Source organism: Psychrobacter sp. WY6 (genome assembly GCF_018448495.1).
In the GTDB taxonomy this organism is placed as follows: domain Bacteria; phylum Pseudomonadota; class Gammaproteobacteria; order Pseudomonadales; family Moraxellaceae; genus Psychrobacter.
This window is the reverse complement of sequence record NZ_CP049902.1, coordinates 1864826-1887462: the sequence shown is the minus strand read 5'-3', so window position 1 is coordinate 1887462 and position 22637 is coordinate 1864826. Positions and strand designations below refer to the sequence as shown.

Below are 22637 nucleotides of genomic sequence, written 5' to 3'. Positions count from 1 at the left end.
GACACATTATTATTTTCAGGAGTGAGACCCATGTTGTATCAAAATCGTTTTGGTCATTTTAACTTTAGTAAAGCACTATTATTAGGTGGCGTTTGTACTGCCATCTTGACTGGCTGTAATCAATCAGCACAAGATACCAGCACCACTGATACAGCTGCGACTGGCGATGCAGCCACGGCTATGAAGACTGTCGCAATCACAGCTATCGTCGAACATCCAGCGCTTGATGACGTCCGTAAGGGCGTTATCGACGAGCTTAATGAAGCAGGCTTTAAGGATGGTGAAAATTTAAAGGTTAATTTCCAAAGCGCACAGGGTAACACTGCCACTGCTGGACAGATTGCTAAGCAATTCGTCGCAGACAATTCAGACGTTATCGTTGCGATTGGTACTCCATCAGCGCAGTCAGTAGCTGCTGCTACTAGCAGTATCCCTTTAGTATTCTCAGCAGTCACTGACCCAGTTGCCGCCAAACTAGTGACCAAACTAGATGGCTCTGGCACCAATGTCACTGGCGGCTCTGATGCCCTGCCTTATGAGCCACAAATTGAATTGATGCGTCAAATCATCCCGAGCCTGAAGAATGTCGGCTATGTTTATAGCCCAGGCGAAGTCAACTCAACGATTATCTTGAAAAACTTAAAAGAAAAACTGACACCACTAGGTATCAATGTACTCGAAGCGCCTGCCCAGCGTAGTACTGATATTGCGATGGCAGCACGTAGCCTCGAAGGTAAGGTCGATATGATCTATACCTCAACCGATAATAACGTCGTATCGGCTTACGAATCACTATATCAAGTCGCTAAAGAGAGCAAAATCCCACTGATTGCGTCTGACACTAGCTCAGTTGAGCGTGGTGCCGTTGCTGCATTGGGCGTGAATTACTACGAGCTTGGTCGCGAAACAGGCAAAATCGTGGTACGTATTTTAAATGGTGAAAAAGCAGGCGCTATTCCTGTCTACACCCCGCAAATGTTGGATCTATACGTTAGTCCAAAGCATGCCAAAGAAGAAGGCATTACTTTGTCACAAGCGGTTATCGATAAAGCAAAAGAAGTGGTAGAATAACGCACTTTTATAGCTAGCTCATTACAGCTATCATAAGGTAGATATCGAGTTTGATGGATTTGGTGTCAGCCGTCATCTACCTTTATGCGATGAGGCTAAATGTTTAACATCAGAAACCCAGCTATGAATCAGTAGGCTGGGCTTCTTATTTAAACCACATTGATTAAATATAAAGTATTTGCGTCATTTCTAAATTTGCCCTTTTTTTAATCAAAGCTTTGAACCTAGGTAGCTTATGATAGCTGTTGATCGTGACATGTTTTGGTTTACCCTAACCGCAGATTGTTTAATCTGTTAAATTCACCGCTTAGTCGTTTAGCTAAAATTGACGTATAGATGAGACAGCGCTGATCTATATCACGCACTCATTCTATGAATCGATATTAGAACGTTAGTTGCTAAACGCTTGGTTATGACTTACTGATCTCTTATGTCTTTAATTGCTTTTTTTGGTGCACTTGAAAGCGGTCTGATTTATGGCCTAGTAGCACTTGGTGTGCTGATCTCATTTCGCACCCTCGACTTCCCCGACTTGACCGCTGACGGTAGTTTTCCACTAGGTGGCGCTGTCGCTGGTATTTCTATCATCGCTGGTGTCAACCCATGGCTTGCCTGTGCTTTTGGTATGTTGGCAGGTTCAGTCGCTGGTATTGTTACGGCATGGCTACACGTCAAACTTGGCATCCTGCAACTACTTGCCAGTATCTTGGTGATGGTCGCACTATATTCTATCAATTTACGGATTATGGGTGCGCCGAACTTGCCATTATTGGGTGAAACCACGGTCTTTAGCACCTTGGTCACTGATGGCAACGGTTATTGGATGCGCTGTCTAATTATTGGTGTCGTGGTGATAGCTGCCATGTTATTTTTAAACTGGTTCTATAGTACCGAAACGGGTCTTTCGATGCGGGCGACGGGTTCCAACCTCCGCATGGCACAGGCGCAAGGCATCAATACCTCATGGATGACCATCATTGGTATGGCGATTTCTAATGGTTTGATTGCTCTAGCAGGTGCATTGTTTGTGCAGACTCAAGGTGGCGCAGATATCTCGATCGGTATTGGTACCATTGTCATCGGTTTGGCAGCGGTCATCATCGGTGAAACCATCATTCCTGCCAAGCGAATTTGGCTGATTACCTTTGCCGTGGTCGTCGGTGCGGTGCTGTACAAGCTATTTATTCAGGTGGCGCTATCGAGCGATACGCTCCGTAGTATTGGTTTTGGTCCGCAAGATTTAAACTTGATTACAGCGCTACTCGTCGTATTTGCCTTGGTATTGCCAAAAGCTAAAAATAAATTTTTAAGTCGTAAAGTTCGGGCTTAATGTCAATGTGCAACCATAAGGAATAATTATTATGATGCAAGCTACAGATTTGCGGTTGACCTTTAATCCTGGAACGCCCATTGAAAACCCTGCCCTACGCGGTATCAATCTCAACATCGCTGATGGTGAATTTGTCACTGTCATCGGTACCAATGGCGCGGGTAAATCAACCTTTTTAAATGCGGTCAGTGGTACCACGCGCGTCGATAGCGGTTCAATCTTATTAAATGGTATCGATGTCACCAAAAAGACCGCGCACCAACGCGCCCATTGGGTGGCTCGTGTCTTCCAAGACCCGATGGCGGGGACTTGTGAAGCATTAACCATCGAAGAAAACATGGCGCTGGCTTATAAGCGCGGCGGCAAACGTGGTTTGAGCTTTGCACTCAACCAAAATAACCGTGATTTATTTCGCGAAAAATTATCAGTATTAAAATTGGGGCTAGAAAATCGTCTGACCGACCGTATGGGTCTGTTATCCGGTGGTCAACGTCAAGCTGTTAGCCTATTGATGGCTTCATTGCAACCTTCCAAAATTTTATTGCTTGATGAGCATACTGCTGCCCTCGACCCTAAGACTGCTGCTTTCGTTTTAGAATTGACCGATAAAATTGTAACGGACAATCAGCTTACAACGATGATGGTTACCCACTCGATGCAGCAGGCATTGGCGCATGGCACCAGAACAGTGATGTTACATCAAGGACAAGTGGTATTAGATGTGGCTGGCGATAAACGTCAAGGCATGACTGTACATGACTTACTTGATATGTTTGAGCAAACTCGCGGCGAAAAAGTCGAAGATGATAGCTTGATATTGAGTTAAATAACTTAGCAAAATTCTTCAACTCTTGAAAAAATAGAACGTCTGTTTAATATCAGGCGTTTTTTTATGACTGCTTTAATTGATACGACTGTCTTAATTTTTAAGCATCAAGCAATACTAACTTTTGAATCAACTCACTGACATGTTGTGACTGCATTTTTTTCATCACTTGTGAGCGATGCACCTCTACCGTGCGGACCGATATATCTAAATGGTTGGCGATATTTTTATTCAGATTGCCTTGCAGTAACTCATTGGCGACCTGCTTTTCTTTATCGGTCAGCTGCGCATAAAGATTTTTAATATCATAAAGCGTGGCGCGTTTTAGAGTGAGGTCTTGCGCACGCGCAAGCGCTTCTTGTAGCCGGCGGCTATTAATCGGTTTTTCCAGATAGTCAGCCGCACCTTGCTTCAGCATATTGACAGCATCAGCAATCTCGCCATTTCCCGTTAGCGCTATCAATGCCATAGGGCTGTCCTGTTGACTAAGGTGCACTTGTAGCGCTTGACCACTCATCTCTGGCATCATCAAATCACTCACAATCACTGCTGGACGATAGATATTGACTTGCTGTAAAAATATCAGAGCACTTGCCCACACTTGGGTCGATAGCCCTAAGCTGCTAATCAAAAAATCACAGGACATGCGCACACTTTCTTCGTCGTCAATGATATGAATGATAAGCGATTCTGGCGTAATGCCTGATAAATCGTCAGACAGATGACTGCTTTCATCTTGCCAGCACGTAGGCTCATTTGAGAGTTGATTAGACGTCATATGTGACCTTATGGCTAAATACATTATTGATATTCATTAGAGTTTTTCGTCATTATTCGCTAAAGATAATGACAGATAAAAAGATATTTGTGCGCCCACCGTGTTTGACAGCTGATAGTTAGCATTGGTTTGTAGCAGTTGGATTTTACCGTTTAAGCTACGTTTAAAGCGGTGCTGCTCGCTGCTCATTACTTGGTAAACTTGCTCAATTTCATGCTCGACATCAATATTGTTTAGCTGCATCATACCGCCCAGCGACTTGCATAAGCGCTGACATATCATCAGTCCTAATCCTAGACCGTGTTTTCGTAGACTGGGTAGCATATTGACTGGGTAGGCTCTCTGGTAGGTGCTGCCTATTCAGCTGAGTTTGATCAAAGCCGCCAGCGTCATCGCTTAGATGCAATACCAACCATTGCTTATTATTATACCTCTCTGCCTGACAGCGTAGCATGATATTGGTCGCCCCTTGCTGTGCAGCATTGGTCATGCTATTTATCAGTAACTGATCTAATAATAAATTTGGCAAGGTTAAATGCTGATAATCACTTGCCAGCCAAAAATTGACACCTACTGCTTGCTCACCCAATAATAAGATGCACTGTTGATAGATAGCTGCGATATCGACACGAGTTTCATTCGCTTGCGACCGTCCAGCCCAGCGGCGGATATTAGTCACCACAGCAGCGACGCGTTCTGTTTCATTGACAATCTGCTGTAGAGCATTCTCTGTTGCCGCATTGTCAAGTGGCGTTATGTCGATAGCATTTTTAGACAACCTTGCATGTTGACTGCGTATCAATAATCCTTGCGCATAATTTTGAATGGTTGCCAGCGGCTGATTGATTTCATGAGCGATAGCACCGCTCATCTCACCGATGACCGCAAAGCGCTCTGATTGGTGTAACTGCTGATCATAATCACGGATTAGTCTATTTTGCCGCACTATCTTTTTTTGCCGCCGCCATGCCAGCCAGCTCATCCAAGCATAATTTACTGTCGATATCAGGACAACCAAAATAATCACAGCCATCCATAATCGATGCGCCTTTATCCAGTCGATCATATGCGCGCTCAGCTGCTTTTGGGCGGGATGGCGATTCATCTCATAAAGGATGCGCTCAGCATCGCTACTTGATTCTGCTGGTAACCAGCGCTGCTCTAATTGACGCTTGCCAAATAGATGTTGATTGATCTGGCGCACCAAAGCATCTGGCGCTTGCTCGGTCGCTGCCAGTGTCCAATTTGGATATATTTCGTTGAAGAGTGGCAGCTGGATACAGTGGCGAGATGAATGAGACGGTATTGCTTGTCATTGATTTGACCGCGCCTTGCCATATCCTCCATCAAACAAAGCGGCGTAATGGCAGCGTCTACTTTGCCACTAGCCAAGGCATGCAAAGTGCGCTCTATCGGATAACCGACAAACTGTGTTTGATAGTGATTTGGCGTAATACCATTTTTCTGTAATAAATGTGCGCCCAATAAATAACCGCCAAATGCGTCAGTGTCGACGGCAGCAATATGACGTTGCTCCAAATCCTGCAAACGATAAATATCACTGTCGGCAGCGACCCATAAAGCACTGGCGACCTCTTCCATCGCACTCGGCTGTTTTAATGGCGTATATTCATTTAGCTTATTAAATTCATTGGCGAGGGTGACTGTCGTCGATAGCTGATTTTGCGATTGTTGCCCATTAATACCCTCAGCATCAAATCCTTGATTGCTAAAAATTTTATCACGAGAACTTTTATCACGAGCGTTTTGCGCATTGCTATTTAATTGAGCCGTCTCTGTTTGTAAGGTAGCCAGCCAGCGCCATCTGATAGTATTCATTTTTATAAACTGCACTTGCGGGCCAAGCACTAGCGCAAACTGCTGTGCTTCTATTTGCTGTTGCCAATTTTCCAGCGCCAAAGGTACCAATATCACGGTGTCATCTGATAACTGATCATTAAGCTCGTCAAGCCACGGCTGCCAGCGATTTTGTGCGGCTGTCTCGCCTTGCGGTGCCAGCACACCCAAATAGTAAGTCTGGGCGGTGGCATTAGATAGCGGCAACCAAGCAGCCCATGCTACCACGGTAATAAAACAAGCCTTTAAGATAGTCCAAATTTTAGACTTTTTATGCATACACCTAGCCTTATATTTGACCTACCAAACGTACATTATAATTAAAAACCTTAATCATAATGTGGTTTTCCACAATATCACAATATTACCCGCTACCCTATACTAGATGACAGTCGTGTAACTTTTAATTCGCTGAGCTTAAGTCACAAATATTCGATTTCAATTTTGATTTCAATAAGAATGATTAATACACCTCATGAAATATGGGTGATGAATTATAAGCTTGGTAAAAATATCTTATGGAGGGCGGGCTTATGAAAAAATGGCCACTGATTATAATAATAGCAGCCATCATCGGGCTGGTGGTTGCCTTTATTATTGGGAAATTACTGCCAAATATGCGCACCAGCAGTAACGATATCGAGGTCAATATCACTGATCCTGCTCTCATCAAGCAGGGCGAATATATCGCTCGCACTGCTGACTGTATTGCGTGTCATACCACGCTCGATGGCGAGACTTATGCAGGCGGTCTGCCTATGCTAACGCCACTTGGGGCAATTTACTCGACCAATATCACACCCGATCAAGAAACTGGCATCGGCAACTACAGTTTCGCCGACTTTAAAAATGCCGTTAAGCATGGGGTACGCAGTGATAATAAAGCCTTATATCCTGCTATGCCGTATCCCTCTTACCAGCTCATGCCAGAAGAAGACTTAGCCGCGATGTACGCCTTCTTTATGTCCGATGTCACAGCCGTCAAGCAAGCCAATCTAAAAAGCGAGCTACCTCCGATAGCAAACTGGCGCTGGCCCTTGGCATACTGGCAGGTCTTATTTGATCGCAAGCGTGACTTTGTCCCTGAGACAGACGACGCACTATTGACTCGTGGTCAATACTTAGTCGAAGGTCCTGGGCACTGCGGCTCTTGTCATACTGGGCGCGGTATTGGCTTTCAAGAAATCGCTCTAAGTAATGCAGATTCTAACAAGTATTTGAGCGGTGCCATCATCGATGGTTGGCGCGCCAAAAGTATCCGCGGTGAGCATCGCGGACTTGGCACTTGGACGGTTGCAGAATTAAATGACTTCTTCAAAACTGGTCGTACTGATACCACTGCTGCCTTTGGTGCCATGGCCGAAGTGGTTGAGCATAGCACCCAGTATATGACCGACTACGACATCAACGCCATGTCATCTTATCTAAAAACATTAACGCCAGCACCAAACAAAGAAGCCACACTGCCTGCGAAAAAAGACATCACTACGCAAAAATTACTAGATGGTGACTATGATTCGCGCGGTTCGATTTTGTACGCCGAATATTGCCAAATTTGTCACCGTGTCGATGGTAAAGGAGTCGCGCGTATTTTCCCAGCGCTTGATGGCAATAGTGCGGTTTATTCTAACAATGCCGATTCGGTCTTACAGATTACCTTGAGCGGTGGTCGTATGCCTGAAACTCCACATGACCGTATGGCATTTACTATGCCTGAATTCAGCAATCTTAGCGATGCAGATGTGGCAGAAGTGGTCAATTATGTCCGCAATAGCTGGACCAACCAAGCGCCTGAAATCGATGTCAATGACGTGGTAAAAATGCGGGCTTTCCTCGCCAAAAAACCAAAAACCAGTACGGATATTGCTCCAGACTTAAGTATTGACGCGCAAACAAAAGGAGCAAAATAATGAAAAAATCTCTACTCAACTTGCCTACTATTGCTCGCGTTATCTCTCAAAAAATGACCATAGGCAACTTAACCACCGCTATCCTTACTGCTTCAGCGCTTAGTATCGCCGCTATCAGTAGTGGTTGCTCGCAGCCCGAGCCTATCGAGCAGAATGCACCTGAGTACGGCTTAGTCACCACTGATGATGCCAACGAAGATATCGGCACTTATGTGCTGCCGCAAGATACGGCTATCTTGGATGAACCAAATGCTGATGAGATATTTTATGGTAAACGCTTATTAAACGAAACTAAGCGCTTACTGCCAGAGCATGTGGGCGCGCAAATGAACTGTAACAGCTGCCATATTTCACAAGGTAAAATTCCACTGGGTGATCCGTACATCAATAGTTATAACTTCTATCCGCGCGTGATGCCACGATCTGGTAAGGAAGTTGATTTAACCAAACGTATTAATGGCTGCTTCCAGCGCTCAATGAATGGCAAACCGTTGAAACCTGAATCCCCTGAAATGCTGGCAATGTTGGCTTATATGAAGTGGCTATCGCAAAACACCCCAAAAGAGCAAAAAGTCGATATCCAAAATACGGGTAAAGTGGATGAATCATTAACCCCAGACCCTGTCCGCGGCGAACAAATTTATAAAGCTCAATGTGCAACTTGTCATGGTGATAATGGCGAAGGCATCAAAGACAGTCGCGGCGATATCGTGTTCCCGCCACTGTGGGGCGATGAATCCTTTAATATCGGTGCTGGTATGGCACGTACTTACAAGGCGGCAGCCTTTGTAAAATACAACATGCCCATGGGTATTCAGACCAAAGGCTTATGGGGTCACGGAAATGTGCTGAGCGATCAAGATGCCGTCGATGTGGCGCACTTCTTTACTCATCAGCCGCGCCCTGACTTTGCTGGTAAGGTCAATGATTGGCCAAATGGTAAAAAACCTAAAGACGCGCGTTACTGATATCTTAAGAAGACGGTATTTATAAAGACTTTACTTAAGAGGACTTCACTTAGCAGACATCATTCTATGCTCGCTTGTGAGTGAGCATTGACACGATAAACCTTTAAGAAAATGCATTTTTCTTAAAGGTTTTTTTGTTATCTATCAAACCCGCGAAAGAGGACGCCATCCGACATTAGGGTGGCGGTGAATTTCGCATCATTTTCAATGTTTAAATTACATAATATGCGCCTGAATCCAGTATAATAATTAATTATTGTAATACTTATAACTCACCACGAGCATTTATGAAAATCAACAAAGCGTATAAATTTAGGCTTGAGCCTAATACGGAGCAAGAGGTTATTTTAAATAATCTTGTCGGCTCTGCACGTTTTTTTGGAATCAAATGCTGGCAATCTCATTTGAGATGTTTGCTAAAGATGAGTTTATTAATGCCACCAATCTGGTTAATAAAATTATAGATTTAAAAAGTAATCCTGATTTTAACTTCCTAAAAAGCAGCTCAAACGCTGTGTCTTTACAACAAAAAGTACGCGATCTGGCATCGGCTTGGTCGCGGTTCTTTGATCCTAAAGTACATGCCAGATTAAAAGACAATAAAAAGAAACCTCGCAAACCCAAGTTCTTTAAACTGGCTGACGGCACAGAAATCCAGCTACGCTCGTTGATGCCAAGATTTAAGCGCAAATCCGATGGCTGCGACTCAATTCGCTTGGTTCAGTTTGATAAATATTGCCGTGTTGAAGGTAATCGAGTAAAACTGCCTAATGGCATTGGCCTGGTGAAGTTTAGGAAGTCGCAAGACATCATTGGTACAATTAAAAATGTCACCATCAGCAAGAAATCAGGGCACTGGTACGTGTCTTTTGGTACGGAGCGAGAACTGGATGAGAACCCTCGTCACCCTGCCACAAGCGCCATTGGCTTGGACATGGGTATCAGCAAACTACTCACCACTTCAAACGGTCAGTACATCAAACCGAAAAACAGTTTTAAAACCAATCAACTCAAACTTGCCAAATTGCAACGAGGGTTAGCAAAGAAAGTAAAATTCAGTGAAAACTGGAAAAAGCAAAACCGCAAGATTCAAAAGCTACACAGCCACATTGCTAATATTCGCCATGACTACTTGCATAAAGTCACCACCCGCATCAGCAAAAACCACGCCATGATTGCTTGTGAGGATTTAAAGGTCGCTAATATGTCGAAATCAGCCAGCGGGTCGGTGGAGAACAAAGGTCGTCATGTTAAAGCCAAGTCGGGATTAAACAAATCAATCCTAGATCAAGGCTGGGGCATGATGGTTAATATGCTTGAGTACAAACAGCAATGGCGCGGTGGGTTACTGATCAAGGTAAACCCACACTACACCAGTCAAACCTGTTCTCAATGTCAGCATATTGCTAAAGAGAATAGACAAACTCAGTCTAAATTTGAGTGCGTCAAATGTAGGTATGTTGCGAACGCTGATTTTAATGCGGCTCGTAATATATTAGCGGCAGGACATGCCGTTTTGTCTGCGGAGGGAGGATGCAGTAAGGGTCGCCCGTTGAAACAGAAAACAAGCGACCTTCGTGAGAAAGTCGCCTAAGAGCATCTGCTTTTAGAATCCCCCACTTGAGCTTGGCGAAAGTGGTGGGAGTATGTCAAAGTTAATGCTTCTACAAACTTCTCGCTCGTCACTATATAGTTGCTGTATATCAAAGTTCGCTACCGCCATTTACTATGAGGTCTGTCATGCGCAAAATTCCTGTCTACTCCCACCCTGCTGCCGGTTGGCCTGCGCTGATTTCCTCTACTCGTAAGCTGATGGATTATCAGACTTTTTTACGGGGTAGCGTAAGTGTGCTAAAAAGCAACCAACCTAAAGGCGGATTCGACTGTCCGGGCTGCGCTTGGCCTGACCACAAATCACATAAAGCCATCGACGTCTGTGAAAATGGTATCAAAGTCATTGCTAGTGAGACCATGACAAAAAAAGCCGATGCGCAGTTTTTTGCGCGACATAGCGTCACTGAATTACAAGGCTGGTCGGGCTATGAGCTTGAGCATAGTGGTCGTTTATCAGAGCCTGTATATTATGATGCCGCGCAAGACCGCTACTTACCAATCTCTTGGGAAGCTGCTTATCAATGTATCGCTGAGCAGTTAGGACAGCTTGATTCGCCAGATGAGGCGCTATTTTATACCTCAGGCCGTGTGACCAACGAGCCCGCCTTTATGTATCAGCTGTTTGTGCGCTGTTTTGGCACCAATAATTTACCAGATTGCTCCAATATGTGTCACGAACCAACGTCGGTAATGCTCGGTAGACAGTTGGGTATTGGCAAAGCGACCGTGAAATTGGAAGACTTTGAGCAAGCCAAACTGATATTGATGTTTGGACAAAATCCTGCGACCAATCATCCACGCATGCTTGAAATGCTTGCTCATGCTCACGAGCAAGGCTGTCGAATCCTCTCAATCAACCCTATGCGCGAACAAGGCTTACGTAAATTTAGAAATCCGCAAAAGCCCACGCATATGGCAGCTGGTCAAAGTGATGAGATGGTCGATGAGGTCATTCAAATTCAGATCGGCGGCGATGCAGCACTCTTGACCGGTATCGCTAAGTGGCTGACTAAAAACAATAAAATCGATCAAAGCTTTATCGATGAGCATACGTCAGGATATGAGGCACTCGACGCATGGCTCCGCCAACAATCATGGCCGGATGTGGAACGTGGGTCTGGTATCAGTAAAGAGGAAATCATTAATATAGCAAAACTGGTAGCGGCGAGTCCTGCGACCATTTGCACGTGGGGTATGGGCATCACTCAGCACGTCCAAGGCGATGATAATGTAGCGATGATTACCAACCTATTATTATTGATGGGGATGATTGGTATTGATGGCGCAGGCGCGTCTCCCGTTCGTGGTCACTCTAACGTACAGGGCGACCGTACCATGGGCATCCATGAGCGCCCTGCACAAAAGCTACTAGACAGCCTTGAGCGTGTGTTTGAACGTCCGATGCCGCAAGAAAATGGCTTTGATGTGGTCTCTGGTGCGAAAGCATTGATTACCGGTAAGCTAAAAGTATTTATGAGTATGGGCGGTAATTATGCCGTGGCAGCACCTGATACTAGTGCGATTCAACAAGCTTTAACCACCACTCAGCTCAATATTTTTGTCGGTACTAAACTTAATGAAACTATGCTGTATCCGGGCGCGAATAATCTTATTCTGCCTTGCTTAGGTCGTACCGAACGTATTATTACTGCCAAAGGTGAGCAATTTGCCACTATCGAAGATTCCATGTGTCAGATTGTACCCACTCGAGGCAACCTGAAACCTGTCAGCGATACGTTGAAGTCTGAAGCACAAATTGTGGCAGATATCGCCACTCATGTGCTTGGTGCTGATTCGTCCATTCCTTGGCAAGCAATGAGTGAAGACTTTGACATCGTTCGTGATTATATCGCCCAAGCGATTGACGGTTTTGAAGACTTTAATCAGCGTATTCGCGAAACCGAGCGTGGCTTTCATTTGTACCATTCTGCGCGGCATCGTGTGTGGAATACTGACAGTGGCAAAGCGCAATTTGAAGTACCACAATACCCTATCACCTACGTCGCAGCACAAATGGCAGAGACCTCTTTAGCCTTTCACCATGACAAAAAACCCAATGATAATACTAATAGTGCGCCAAACAATGAACAAAAAATTTGGCAATTGACCAGTGTCCGTAGCCATGACCAATTTAATACCATGATTTTCGGATTTGAAGATCGCTATCGCCAAACCACTCGCCGTGATGTGTTGTTTATGCACCCAGATGAAATGACTCGTTTGGGTTGGCAAGCAGGTGACCGAGTAATGGTATCTCGCCATGCCAGCTCAAATGGTTCAAATAACACAGACGGTACCGCTCAGCCACGCACGCTAGGGCCGTTAGTATTGACTGAGATGGATATCGCCGCTAACGCTGTCGCAACTTATTATCCTGAATGTAATGATTTATTTGATTTAGACACGCATGCACCAGACTCTCACATACCAGCGTATAAATCGACGACCGTTGTTTTGCAACGCGTTGAGGCAAATGCTGTTACGACCGATCATGCATAGTCAGCAACGGGCGAATCATTGAATGATGCATATATTTAAAGGAGATGATAATTTTGGTAATGACCATACGATATAACGAGGTATTATGATTGCCCAAAGTGATACTGAAACTGACGCAAATATAGCGATAATTTTTCGGTAAACACCCTAACAGATAAGACGTCAGAAACTATAGAGTCATCTGCAACGCCGCTTGCACGTAATCATTGGGCGCAAAAGCATCATTATCCGACAGATAAGTATAACTCTAACAACATTATTGAGACCCGTGTTGCTAAGACTAATATTGCACAGACCCATATGCAGCAAATCAGTATCGACTGCCAATCAGCGAGCTTAGCAGTGGAAGCTGCGGTTGCTATCGTTATCAATGGTATTCACTATGCGGTACTGATGGCAAGCCCTCACCAGCTAGAGTATTTAGCCGTCGGCTTTTTGTCTAGCGAAGGCTTAATTCAGCATAGTCATGAGCTGCTTGATTGGGAAGTTACCCAACTGAATGATATTGCAGATTATCAAAATCTCACGCAAGATTCATTTATAAAGGAACGATTTATAAGAGATGCTACGGATGAAATTTTTGAATCTGCAGCATTTGAACAAAGCTTATCGTCACTGCAAGATTATGACATTTATGTGGTGGAGCTAGTACTAAACCAGCGTTGCCATCAGCGTATCCAAGCGCAAAAACGTCAGCTAGCAGGGCGTACAGGTTGTGGTATATGCGGCATCACAGGGCTAACACAAGCACTGCCTGACTTGAGTATCTATCGTCAAAACAGACAAAAGGCAGATACACCAAGTCTTGACTGTCTATTAGCAATACGCCAGCAAGTCGATGCGATGCAGCATACTCACCAATTGACTGGTGCCGTACACGCCGCTGCGACGATGTATAATCAGCAGCTATACCTATTCGAAGATGTAGGACGCCATAATGCGCTTGATAAGCTGATCGGTTGGCAACTGCGCAATAAAATAGAGATTAGCTGCGTCCTTATGACCTCGCGCCTATCGATTGAACTGATACAAAAATCGATTCGTGGGCGCATCCCTTGGCTAGTCGGTATGTCTGCACCTACCAGTACCGCAGTGCGTGTCGCTGAGCGTTATGGCTTAGGATTAGCGGGTTTTTTGCGTGATAACAGAGTCACTTACTATCAAATTATTCAGACCTATAAAGTTTTATGCTCGACTCTCTCATTAAGCGCACTTATTCATAAACTCTCATTTGCAGCGCTTTAATGACAGACATATAACGCTGATTTTTCGATAATAAACGGTCTCCTTTTTAGCTCAAACAAGACCTTTTTAAAACACTATCTATTCCCTATCTCGTTTTATCAAACACACAACGAAATAATAAGATATTATTTCGTTGTGTGTTTGATAATTATGATGTTTTTTGACGAACCATTCCTAATTTTAAGCTTGATAATAGCTTAATTTGACCTCTTAATACTTTGAATAGCCATTAATTTATGGTCAAATAAGGAGAATTGAGTAGATTTCGCATTTAGCTAAAAAATAACTTGTAATTTAAATTATTTTGCTAAATAGGCGTCCTTGATTGGCTGGGTGGCAGAGTGGTCATGCAGCGGACTGCAACTCCGTTAACGCCGGTTCGATTCCGACCTCCCCTCCAATTATTTAGGTTAAAATTTTATTCATATTATATTAATTTAGCTTGCTTTATTAATATAAATGCTTATAATAGCGACCACTATCTAACAAGTAGAAAGCTTACTTTTAGATAATACAAGTTTTGCCCGGGTGGTGAAATTGGTAGACACAAGGGATTTAAAATCCCTCGCTAGTAATAGCGTGCCGGTTCAAGTCCGGCTCCGGGTACCATTATATTAAAAGGCTTCCAAGCAATTGGAAGCCTTTTTCTTATTGTGCATTTTCTCTTATTAAACTAATTTTTTTCCACTATTTAGACAATTTACTAGTAATGAACTGCTAGCTTTACTGTTAACGTCCTTCTCACGTTTAGGGTAATAAGCTATATCAATTGTTATAATCAATAGTTAGCCACATCCTATTATCCCATTCTGAAAAGGCAAACCTTGTGTCGTAATAAAAATAGATAGAACGATCCTAACATGATAAAAAAAGCAGCCACTTTCATAGTACTTAACGGCCTATTGGTGACACTAGCCAGCGCAAGCATTAATTTGGAATCCGTGAGCATAAATAAACACAGTGCCTGCATAAAGATAGCCTTTAATAATTGCTCATAGATTAAAGGACCGCGAGTTTGTTCACAAACAGCAGAATCGATATATCTACGATGATCATAGTGAAAAAGGCATGTTTAACAGAGCTATTTAAATACGCATTTCCATTGTGTCGTTGGTAACTTTGAGTCGCCTGGCTCTTTTCCTTTTTATATAACTCGTGGTAGGTTGAATAGTCATCGGGTTGGTTGCGTTAAAATACCAAATGGTTTCCCACCTTCCTTTAGTCATGTCTGGCATGATGTCTTCTGCTTGAAAATGTTGCAACTCCTGACTGGCAGGTGACCACCAATATCCTGTCTGCGGACAAGGCTGATTTGCCTCACAACGTGAAGATTCCAGTACTACACTACTGCCACCACCATCTCCGATACGCTCAACGAGCATCCAAGTAACAGGAGCTCTACCGACAGCGGTGTCGTATCAGGGTCATAACCGACATTAGCTTCATTTGCTAACATGCCATCCAATAGCACTTGAGCACTGGCATCTGCTCGATTTGGTACATAAATGCCAGCGACAGGGACGACTTCATCTACCTTAACGCTATATTGTTGGTTGAGACTATAGATAGGCCATGATTCAGGCGCATTGAGCGCTCCTCTTGATTCAATGCTATAATTTTCTATTAAGTCGTATAAACACCAACCAAAATAACTGGTTATTCCCATGTTAAAAGCGCATAAGCTTGCCTCTCTTTCCCATTTTTCATAATCAAGTTGTTGCTGCTCAGGCATCCAATCGATATCATAATCCATACTGATAGCCCGAAAATCACTCTCAACATTACCGCCATATCTTATTGCCGCTAGATCCCCTTTTAACAGCTCTTGATAACCAACATTTAAGCTGTCTAGAGTATCACGCAGGTTTGGCAATACCCGTTCGCCCCAGACGATATCAGGCTGTCTATTGATAGGACGTGTACGGTAATCAAACGGTAAATCATTGACAAACAGCTCAAGCGCCTGCTCAGCAGCGTCTAGCATATTCGCAAAAGCATCGCGCATCTCTTTAAAATAAGCGGGTGAGCTGTAGCGTTCTAATAAGTAAATCTCTTGCGGTCTGATGATGTAGTTGTTCATTTTTAGCGGTTCTCATACTGCTTAATAGAGGTTGGCTGATAAGTTTTTATCTAAGCAATCACCAGCATCACATACAGTATCGAGCTAATAAACCATGTCGCATTCACAGCAATACCTGAATACCATTTCCGCTTAACGGTTTGATTTTGGTTTGCAAAAGCTGCTTGGCGCTCTGCTGTGACAGGCAAGATGTTATATGGGTTGTTTTGACCATCCCACATAAGCCGACGCTGAACTTCCGGATGTAGTGCAGGATTAGCGCTCGACTGGTATATATTACCCTCGGCTAAATCTAAGTAGCTAACCGTACAAGCGCGCAACCAACCCATAAAAGTCACCTCGTGGCGTAGTCCTGTTAAGCCTTTGTTTTTCTTCTCTTGAGCAATATCAGCACAGGCAAAGAGTGAGGTACTGATGTCTGTCGGACAGGCATGAGCATATCGTGGGTCAAGCGGTAACTCGTCAGCGGGACGTTCCATATAGGTACGGATAAACGTACATTGGTCATAAGGGTTAAGCTGCATGTCTTCAAAGTTAATAGATAAGCTTGGTTCTCCTGTTGATTCATCGATGACATGCAGATTCAGTACTTCATACACCAAACCTTCATTACGCCTTATGGAGGCTGTGATATCTTTATAATTAATCAGATGAAAGATAGGGGCTTGCTTACCGTTATGTTCGTAGTAAGCAATCTGCTGGGTATTTTTTAGTAGTAGAATTTTATGGTATCGAGATTGCTTTCTTTTTAGTTGCTTTAGAGTTAAATATGGTGAAAAGCCAAGCATGTTAGGAATATTATAAGCATAATAATTGGAAATAAAACTATTAGCTCAAACTCTTCAATAAAAAATATTTAAGAACTACATATAAAAATAAAAATAAAAACTGTCCAAACAACCATGCACCACAATATGACGCTAAAAGCCATACATTTTGAATAGAGTTAATGATAGGATGAAATAGCAGATAGTCTGGATTCACATCATGAATAAGTGTACTTATTCTATCAATACTGGCTTTTTTTCTTGGAAATTACCAATCTCTCCTTCATAAGGGCGACTGAGTATTTTACCGACAGGAGGTATAGGAGGAACAGGTAAGATCATAGTTATACAATGTAGTTAGCAACTAGCTATTATAAGCCACCACTGCCCATACAAATAAGCCAACGTTGATGAGTATGATACATACCCATCTGACATTAACCTCCCAATTCTACCTTCAAACGCTAGTTTGGCTTCATAAGTTATGGGCTGTATTGGATACGGGTTATCTTGACCGTCCCATGTGAGTAGCTTTTGCACGTCGGGATGCAAGATGGCGCGTTTGGTACATTGGTAATGATTAGCCTGAAATAGATTACCTAAGGCTATTATGAGCCTATTATGACCATGATTTGACCACCGCCAAATGATCACTAGGCAGTATGCTGTTTTTACGATAGATAATATCAGCAAGCAAACAGTGATTTACTAGTGTCAGCTGGGTAAGCTTCGCAGAAACTCAGGATTTATCGGTAAGTCATCGGCTTCATTTTCCATAGGTACGGATAAATGCCCATTGTACACGCGGGGACTCTATATCTTCTAGCTTTATGATGGGTGATATCGCCTGTCTCAGGATCAGCGACATACAGATTAAGCGGTGTGTAGGCTCGATTATAGGGTCTTGATGTAAGTCTGGATGCACATCTTATAGTCGACTATCTTAAGCGCATAAGGCTGTCTAAAATTCCATAATGGACGGTAATAATAGCTATTTCTGTTCTTTTTTTAAAAAGTAGTACTGGGTACGAATGAAGCGCTGATGAGTTGATAGAGAAATAAAATTAGTGGCGTACCAAATACAACAATCCATAAGAAGCTGAATACTAATCAAAATACTAAATTCACCATCTATAAAGACAACCTCTCCAATATCTTGAAGAAAATAATTACCTAACCAAAATGAAGAAAAATAAACCCAGCCAACAGCAAAATAAAACACCCAGAAGTATGCGGGTAGGAAGGTTAAGTAATCAGGATTAACATCATGAATTTCTTGTTAAGTTCAATCTCTTCAGTGCTCTTTAATAAGCTTTTGTCTATACTGGCGGTATAAGGACGGTCAATAGGATTGTGAAGCTTACTAAGGTGGGTAGCGAAATCATCGCGTAGGCATGTTATTATCCCTAATTACTTTTATCTAAGCAATCACATACAGTAATAAAAAGGTAGCCAATGATTTATTAAGACAACCACCCCAAACCAATCACATACCAGAGTTTATCGACCATGCTCGGATAGTCACCATGTGGTCTTGCCGCGCCTATCATGTCTATAATAAATGCACCGATAAACAGCATGATAATAGTAGCAATAACCTACACTGTAAACAATGGTCTTCCAAATAGGCGGTTATTCTGTTCAAGGTTGCCCTCTGGTAAATGTTTGTTTAAATCATAAGGGTCATTGGGATCAATCTGACATTCCGCTTCAATAGCTTTGCTAAACTGATGGCGGTAGCTGGTCAGCATTGAGATCACACGGCCAACATAACGCAGAGCTAATAAAGGTAGAATAACTATTGTCACTGGGTAAACCTAAAAGTTCGTTCAGGGTACTCCATGTTTTCGTGAGAGTAATGTACTACGTTCAATATCAAACGCTTAAATGACATCAGCGGGGTTTCACGTTTCTTATGTATGGGATAGATGTAACGTATGGCCTCTTTGACTTCTTTTAGTTGCTGATCGTCACCTTCCATATAACGACGGATAAACTCAAAATAACTGATTAAACTTTTATCAAAGACATTGTTTTGAAAGGCAAGTGCAAACATACCCGTAATGGTTTCGCCGTTTTTATCAAAGGTCACGGCTCTGATGTCTCTATCTTCATTGATATAGGCAATAAAAAAAGTTAAGTCATCCCAGTTATATACTTCTACTTTACGATTGTATTGACGGACATAGACCTTACGGGTTTTACGATTAAAACGGATGGGATAATGCCATGTGGTAAATAGTTCGGTTGAGAGCACATTGATTAATGGAGCGAAGAATAGAATCATAGAAAAAGCGAGAATAAGACCAATACTAAGAAATACGATGTCAAAATCTATTGTGGATTTTACAATCAGATAGAGGATACCATTACTCACAGATAGCCCCACAAACCCTAAACATAATCCCCATCCTACCGCATCACCACGTCGTCTTTCATTGCGCCCTGTAGTCTCAAGATAAGTCGAGTTAAACTGTACCACCGTTTGTTGAGGGTGCAATGGCACATCATAGTTTTTATATTTATCCAAAGGCACTGTCTCATGGATGCCTTTAACGTCTACAAGCTTCTGCCCTACCGCTTGATAACCTGGGGTCAAAAATGGCGGTTTCTTGTCAGTCGAAACCGCCCTTCCATGTCTACAACGAATCCACTCATTTTTAGTTGTCCTTAATGTCGTGGCAGTTTGAGCAGACTCTTATCAAGTACAAACCTCATTCCTGATCATTAATTGTGCTAAGCATCTTAAAAAGATTATGAGTGGCGTTAGCTTTTAAATTATTGTAATTCACAAGAACCAATTCATCCAAGTCCTCTGTCGTTGGCTCACTATCTACATTTATCAAACCTTGTATGCCAACATTAACTGACACATCGCTATGCTCTGATACAAACTTATAAGTTGCTGTAAGCTGTTCTTGACGCTCGTTTCTGGTGATAATAAGTAGCTCACCACCTGAAATTTCTAATATAAGCTCATCACCTTCAACTCTTAAATCGCCAAAGTATCGATCTGTCCCTCCTTCATACTCACTGATCGGAATGTCATCAGGATTGGTTGCAAAGTTTTCAAAATATAGCTTGTTCTGCTCTTCTTCAAGCGCTTCGAGATACTCTAATCTCAACTCTTCTGCGGTCTTGGACGTATTATCAGCATAAGAAGTGTCAGCTGCCATAGCAAGTTGCGACTGACTAACTCCTATCGTAAATAGTAGGGACACACACAGCCACATTTTAAATAAGGTCTTTGGAATTGAATGATTTACCATATGTAAAACTCATTTATTATAAGTTGATTGATAAAATATTGATTAACTTAATCGTCTAACTGATTGGTCTCGTTGAAATACCAGATAGTTTGCCATTCAAGTCGCTTCATCTTTGGCATGATGTCGCCTGCTTTGAAGTGTTTGACATCTTTACTTGATGGTGACCACCAGTAGCCTGTGAATGGACAAGGTTTACCCGACTCACAACGTAAACGTTTTGGCTCGACATTATGGTTACCGCCGCCAGTATCCGCGATACGCTCAACCAACATCCAAGTGACTGGTGCATCACCAACCGCTTGCATGGTTTCAGGATCATAACCGACGTAAGCTTCATTTGCTAACATGCCATCCAATAACACTTGAGCACTGGCATCTGCTCTACTAGGTACATAAATACCTGCGACAGGGACGACTTCATCCTAACTCAACGCTATTTTGGATTAAGACGATAAATAGGCCACGATTCGGGTGGGTTAAGTGGTCCTCGCGATTCAGTAGTATAGCGTTCAATTAAACTACCAATTTTCCAGCCAAAATAACTGGTTATTTCTAAGTTAAAAGCGCGCGTGCTTGCCTCTCTCCGCCATTTTTCATAATCAAGTTGTTGCTGCTCAGGCATCCAATCGATATCATAATCCATACTGATAGCCCGAAAATCACTCTCAACATTACCGCCATATCTTATTGCCGCTAGATCCCCTTTTAACAGCTCTTGATAACCAACATTTAAGCTGTCTAGAGTATCACGCAGGTTTGGCAATACCCGTTCGCCCCAGACGATATCAGGCTGTCTATTGATAGGACGTGTACGGTAATCAAACGGTAAATCATTGACAAACAGCTCAAGCGCCTGCTCAGCAGCTTCTAACATAGTTGCAAAGGCATCGCGCATCTCTTTAAAATAAGCGGGTGAGCTGTAGCGTTCTAATAAATAGATTTCTTGAGGTCTTATTATATAGTTTTCCATTGTTTGCTCACTTATACCAGTTTTGTTTGAGGGTTGGCACGCCAACCATATCTGTATTTTCTAAACCCTTTAGATCACTACCATAGCCCCATCCTGTTTTTCTGCGTGGTTTTACTCTGCTTTTAATTAATTGTGCTGGATCAAGTACAATTTGTTTGCCACCACCCTCTAACACATACATAGCACCGCGTCCATTAGCCGTTTGGATTTGACCTTTACTATTTTCAAGTATTTGACTGGCGGCTTTACCTTCCCAAACTTTCATACCACCTTTAGGAACAATGTAATGGACGACTTCTCCATTACTATTCCAGCTTGCCCATACTGCAAAACGTCTGCGCCAATCTTCTCGTTTTTTAAGTTTCAAATACTCCGAAGCTCGCATCCAACATATACTATTATCATTACTAGTAGGGTCAACAACGCGATATAAACTCGTCCCCTGTTTTAGTTCTACTGCCTTCATATCATGAAATGTGTTAAACTTTTTCCATAATGGTCCTTTACCTTTATCAGAAATATTGGGATAACCTTTAGGTATTTTGGGACATTCTTCTACTTTAGGATATTTAATTCTTCTGGTCACATCTACCCATTTAGGCGAACTGATTTTTATAAGTTGCACCTCACCATCAGTATGGACTTTTCTAAAATTCGCAACGTTTGTCAAGTTGGTTACTGCTTTATAGCCTCCTTCAGCATCTAAACGTATTGCTAGCCGCTCTAAAAAGTCTTGCACAGGCGCTAAAAATTCACCAAGACGTCTGTTAGCACGATTTCGTATGTCTACTACTACTTTAAGTATATCAGCTGCTTTTTTACCTATACCTGAGCTGCCATACTTTTGTACAAATTCAACAGTCTCCTTTAGATAGCCAATATGCTCGTCAAATACTGTTAAAATCTGCGTCTTATTGACTTTAGCTTTTAAACTCCTTAGTTGCTTAGCTGACCACCTGTATACGTTCCCAGAGGCTTCTTTGCGTATTAGCTTTTTTACGGCAGGACGTCCTAAAAACTTATTAAGCTCTTTTATACCTTGCTCAATAGCTGGTTCAACTGCTTTATATATCAGGCTACCTGAAAATTTGCCAGCTTTAGATAAAGGTCTCATCATGAAGCGTCTAATAGGGGCAAGTAGTACTTTAAATATTCCTTTAAATAGCGATCCTAAAACTGGAAACAGACCGATCAAGGTCAAAATTAGACCCACCCATGCCCAAGGATTACTGTCATCTTCATTTATTTTTTTACAGTTAGCGCAGATATCTCGAACATCACAAATCTGGTCTACCAACGGAATCATAGAAACGACAGTACCAGTAACGACTTGAGCAGTAGATGGTTCCGTTGCAAAATCACCTTGTATGACTACCCAAAGCCAATCGGCAATATCATTTGCTGTTTCTTTACCCTTTTGCACAGCGCCATTAACAGGTACCATAAACCATGC

At 42.7% G+C, this 22637-nt stretch carries 19 protein-coding genes, 1 tRNA gene and 1 pseudogene; 9 read left to right on the top strand and 12 right to left on the bottom strand.

Features of this window, described 5'->3' with window-relative positions; all coding sequences use genetic code 11:
• Positions 1-30: 30 nt before the first annotated feature.
• From G7Y90_RS09420 to G7Y90_RS09410, 3 genes are all read left to right on the top strand, one after another.
• Positions 31-1071 carry an ABC transporter substrate-binding protein gene (locus G7Y90_RS09420; protein ID WP_087815043.1) on the top strand — a complete coding sequence of 347 codons (1041 nt, stop codon included), beginning with the start codon at positions 31-33 and terminating at the stop codon, positions 1069-1071.
• A 430-nt stretch (positions 1072-1501) separates the two neighbouring features.
• Positions 1502-2401 (top strand): ABC transporter permease, encoded by a 900-nt coding sequence (locus G7Y90_RS09415; RefSeq protein WP_045446789.1) that lies wholly within the window; start codon positions 1502-1504, stop codon positions 2399-2401.
• Between the two features lie 31 nt (positions 2402-2432).
• Entirely contained in the window at positions 2433-3227 is a 795-nt protein-coding gene (locus G7Y90_RS09410; protein ID WP_045446787.1) for an ABC transporter ATP-binding protein, read from the top strand.
• Between the two features lie 100 nt (positions 3228-3327).
• Here G7Y90_RS09410 and G7Y90_RS09405 read toward each other — a convergent pair whose 3' ends face one another.
• The 4 genes from G7Y90_RS09405 to G7Y90_RS09390 are packed head-to-tail and all read right to left on the bottom strand — an operon-like array spanning position 3328 to position 6141.
• Positions 3328-4005 (bottom strand): response regulator transcription factor, encoded by a 678-nt coding sequence (locus G7Y90_RS09405; protein ID WP_176393072.1) that lies wholly within the window; start codon positions 4003-4005, stop codon positions 3328-3330.
• A gap of 36 nt (positions 4006-4041) precedes the next feature.
• Positions 4042-4251, bottom strand: coding sequence for a hypothetical protein (locus G7Y90_RS09400; protein WP_250162262.1), 210 nt, complete (start codon positions 4249-4251; stop codon positions 4042-4044).
• Complete coding sequence (locus G7Y90_RS09395; RefSeq protein ID WP_250162261.1) at positions 4229-5209, bottom strand: histidine kinase dimerization/phospho-acceptor domain-containing protein; 981 nt, start codon at positions 5207-5209, stop codon at positions 4229-4231. The genes G7Y90_RS09400 and G7Y90_RS09395 overlap by 23 nt, the downstream gene beginning before the upstream one ends.
• A complete protein-coding gene (locus tag G7Y90_RS09390) occupies positions 5167-6141 on the bottom strand; it encodes a phosphate/phosphite/phosphonate ABC transporter substrate-binding protein (protein ID WP_250162260.1) in 975 nt (324 codons plus the stop codon). The genes G7Y90_RS09395 and G7Y90_RS09390 overlap by 43 nt, the downstream gene beginning before the upstream one ends.
• 254 nt (positions 6142-6395) lie before the next feature.
• On the opposite strand from G7Y90_RS09390, the gene G7Y90_RS09385 reads away from it, so the two are divergent.
• The 6 genes and pseudogenes from G7Y90_RS09385 to G7Y90_RS09355 all read left to right on the top strand — a co-directional run bounded on the left by G7Y90_RS09385 (position 6396) and on the right by G7Y90_RS09355 (position 14707).
• On the top strand, positions 6396-7772 hold the full coding sequence (locus G7Y90_RS09385; RefSeq protein ID WP_227675911.1) for a cytochrome c: 1377 nt from the start codon (positions 6396-6398) through the stop codon (positions 7770-7772).
• Complete coding sequence (locus tag G7Y90_RS09380; RefSeq protein WP_250162259.1) at positions 7772-8740, top strand: c-type cytochrome; 969 nt, start codon at positions 7772-7774, stop codon at positions 8738-8740. Before G7Y90_RS09385 ends, G7Y90_RS09380 begins: the two co-directional genes overlap by 1 nt.
• Positions 8741-9027: 287 nt before the next feature.
• Positions 9028-10334: pseudogene (locus tag G7Y90_RS09370) on the top strand (RNA-guided endonuclease InsQ/TnpB family protein).
• Between the two features lie 146 nt (positions 10335-10480).
• Complete coding sequence (locus tag G7Y90_RS09365) at positions 10481-12853, top strand: FdhF/YdeP family oxidoreductase (protein WP_087815048.1); 2373 nt, start codon at positions 10481-10483, stop codon at positions 12851-12853.
• A gap of 300 nt (positions 12854-13153) precedes the next feature.
• Complete coding sequence (locus G7Y90_RS09360; protein WP_250162256.1) at positions 13154-14098, top strand: formate dehydrogenase accessory sulfurtransferase FdhD; 945 nt, start codon at positions 13154-13156, stop codon at positions 14096-14098.
• A gap of 522 nt (positions 14099-14620) precedes the next feature.
• Positions 14621-14707, top strand: a tRNA-Leu gene (locus G7Y90_RS09355).
• 730 nt (positions 14708-15437) lie between these two features.
• Here the strand turns inward: G7Y90_RS09355 and G7Y90_RS09350 are convergent.
• From G7Y90_RS09350 to G7Y90_RS09315, 8 genes are all read right to left on the bottom strand, one after another.
• On the bottom strand, positions 15438-16178 hold the full coding sequence (locus G7Y90_RS09350; RefSeq protein WP_250162255.1) for a hypothetical protein: 741 nt from the start codon (positions 16176-16178) through the stop codon (positions 15438-15440).
• A 50-nt stretch (positions 16179-16228) separates the two neighbouring features.
• Positions 16229-16777: a hypothetical protein gene (locus tag G7Y90_RS09345; protein WP_250162254.1), complete on the bottom strand. Its 549-nt coding sequence runs from the start codon at positions 16775-16777 to the stop codon at positions 16229-16231.
• A gap of 1766 nt (positions 16778-18543) precedes the next feature.
• The gene (locus G7Y90_RS09340) at positions 18544-18753 is read right to left on the bottom strand and encodes a hypothetical protein (protein WP_250162253.1); all 210 of its coding nucleotides are present in this window, start codon (positions 18751-18753) and stop codon (positions 18544-18546) included.
• Positions 18750-19544, bottom strand: a complete 795-nt coding sequence (locus G7Y90_RS09335) for a DUF6708 domain-containing protein (protein ID WP_250162252.1) — start codon at positions 19542-19544, stop codon at positions 18750-18752. Before G7Y90_RS09335 ends, G7Y90_RS09340 begins: the two co-directional genes overlap by 4 nt.
• A 115-nt stretch (positions 19545-19659) precedes the next feature.
• Complete coding sequence (locus tag G7Y90_RS09330; RefSeq protein WP_250162251.1) at positions 19660-20121, bottom strand: hypothetical protein; 462 nt, start codon at positions 20119-20121, stop codon at positions 19660-19662.
• A 140-nt stretch (positions 20122-20261) separates the two neighbouring features.
• Complete coding sequence (locus G7Y90_RS09325; RefSeq protein WP_250162250.1) at positions 20262-20561, bottom strand: hypothetical protein; 300 nt, start codon at positions 20559-20561, stop codon at positions 20262-20264.
• Between the two features lie 86 nt (positions 20562-20647).
• The gene (locus G7Y90_RS09320; RefSeq protein WP_250162249.1) at positions 20648-21184 is read right to left on the bottom strand and encodes a hypothetical protein; all 537 of its coding nucleotides are present in this window, start codon (positions 21182-21184) and stop codon (positions 20648-20650) included.
• A 7-nt stretch (positions 21185-21191) separates the two neighbouring features.
• Complete coding sequence (locus G7Y90_RS09315) at positions 21192-22628, bottom strand: hypothetical protein (protein WP_250162248.1); 1437 nt, start codon at positions 22626-22628, stop codon at positions 21192-21194.
• Positions 22629-22637: the final 9 nt, after the last annotated feature.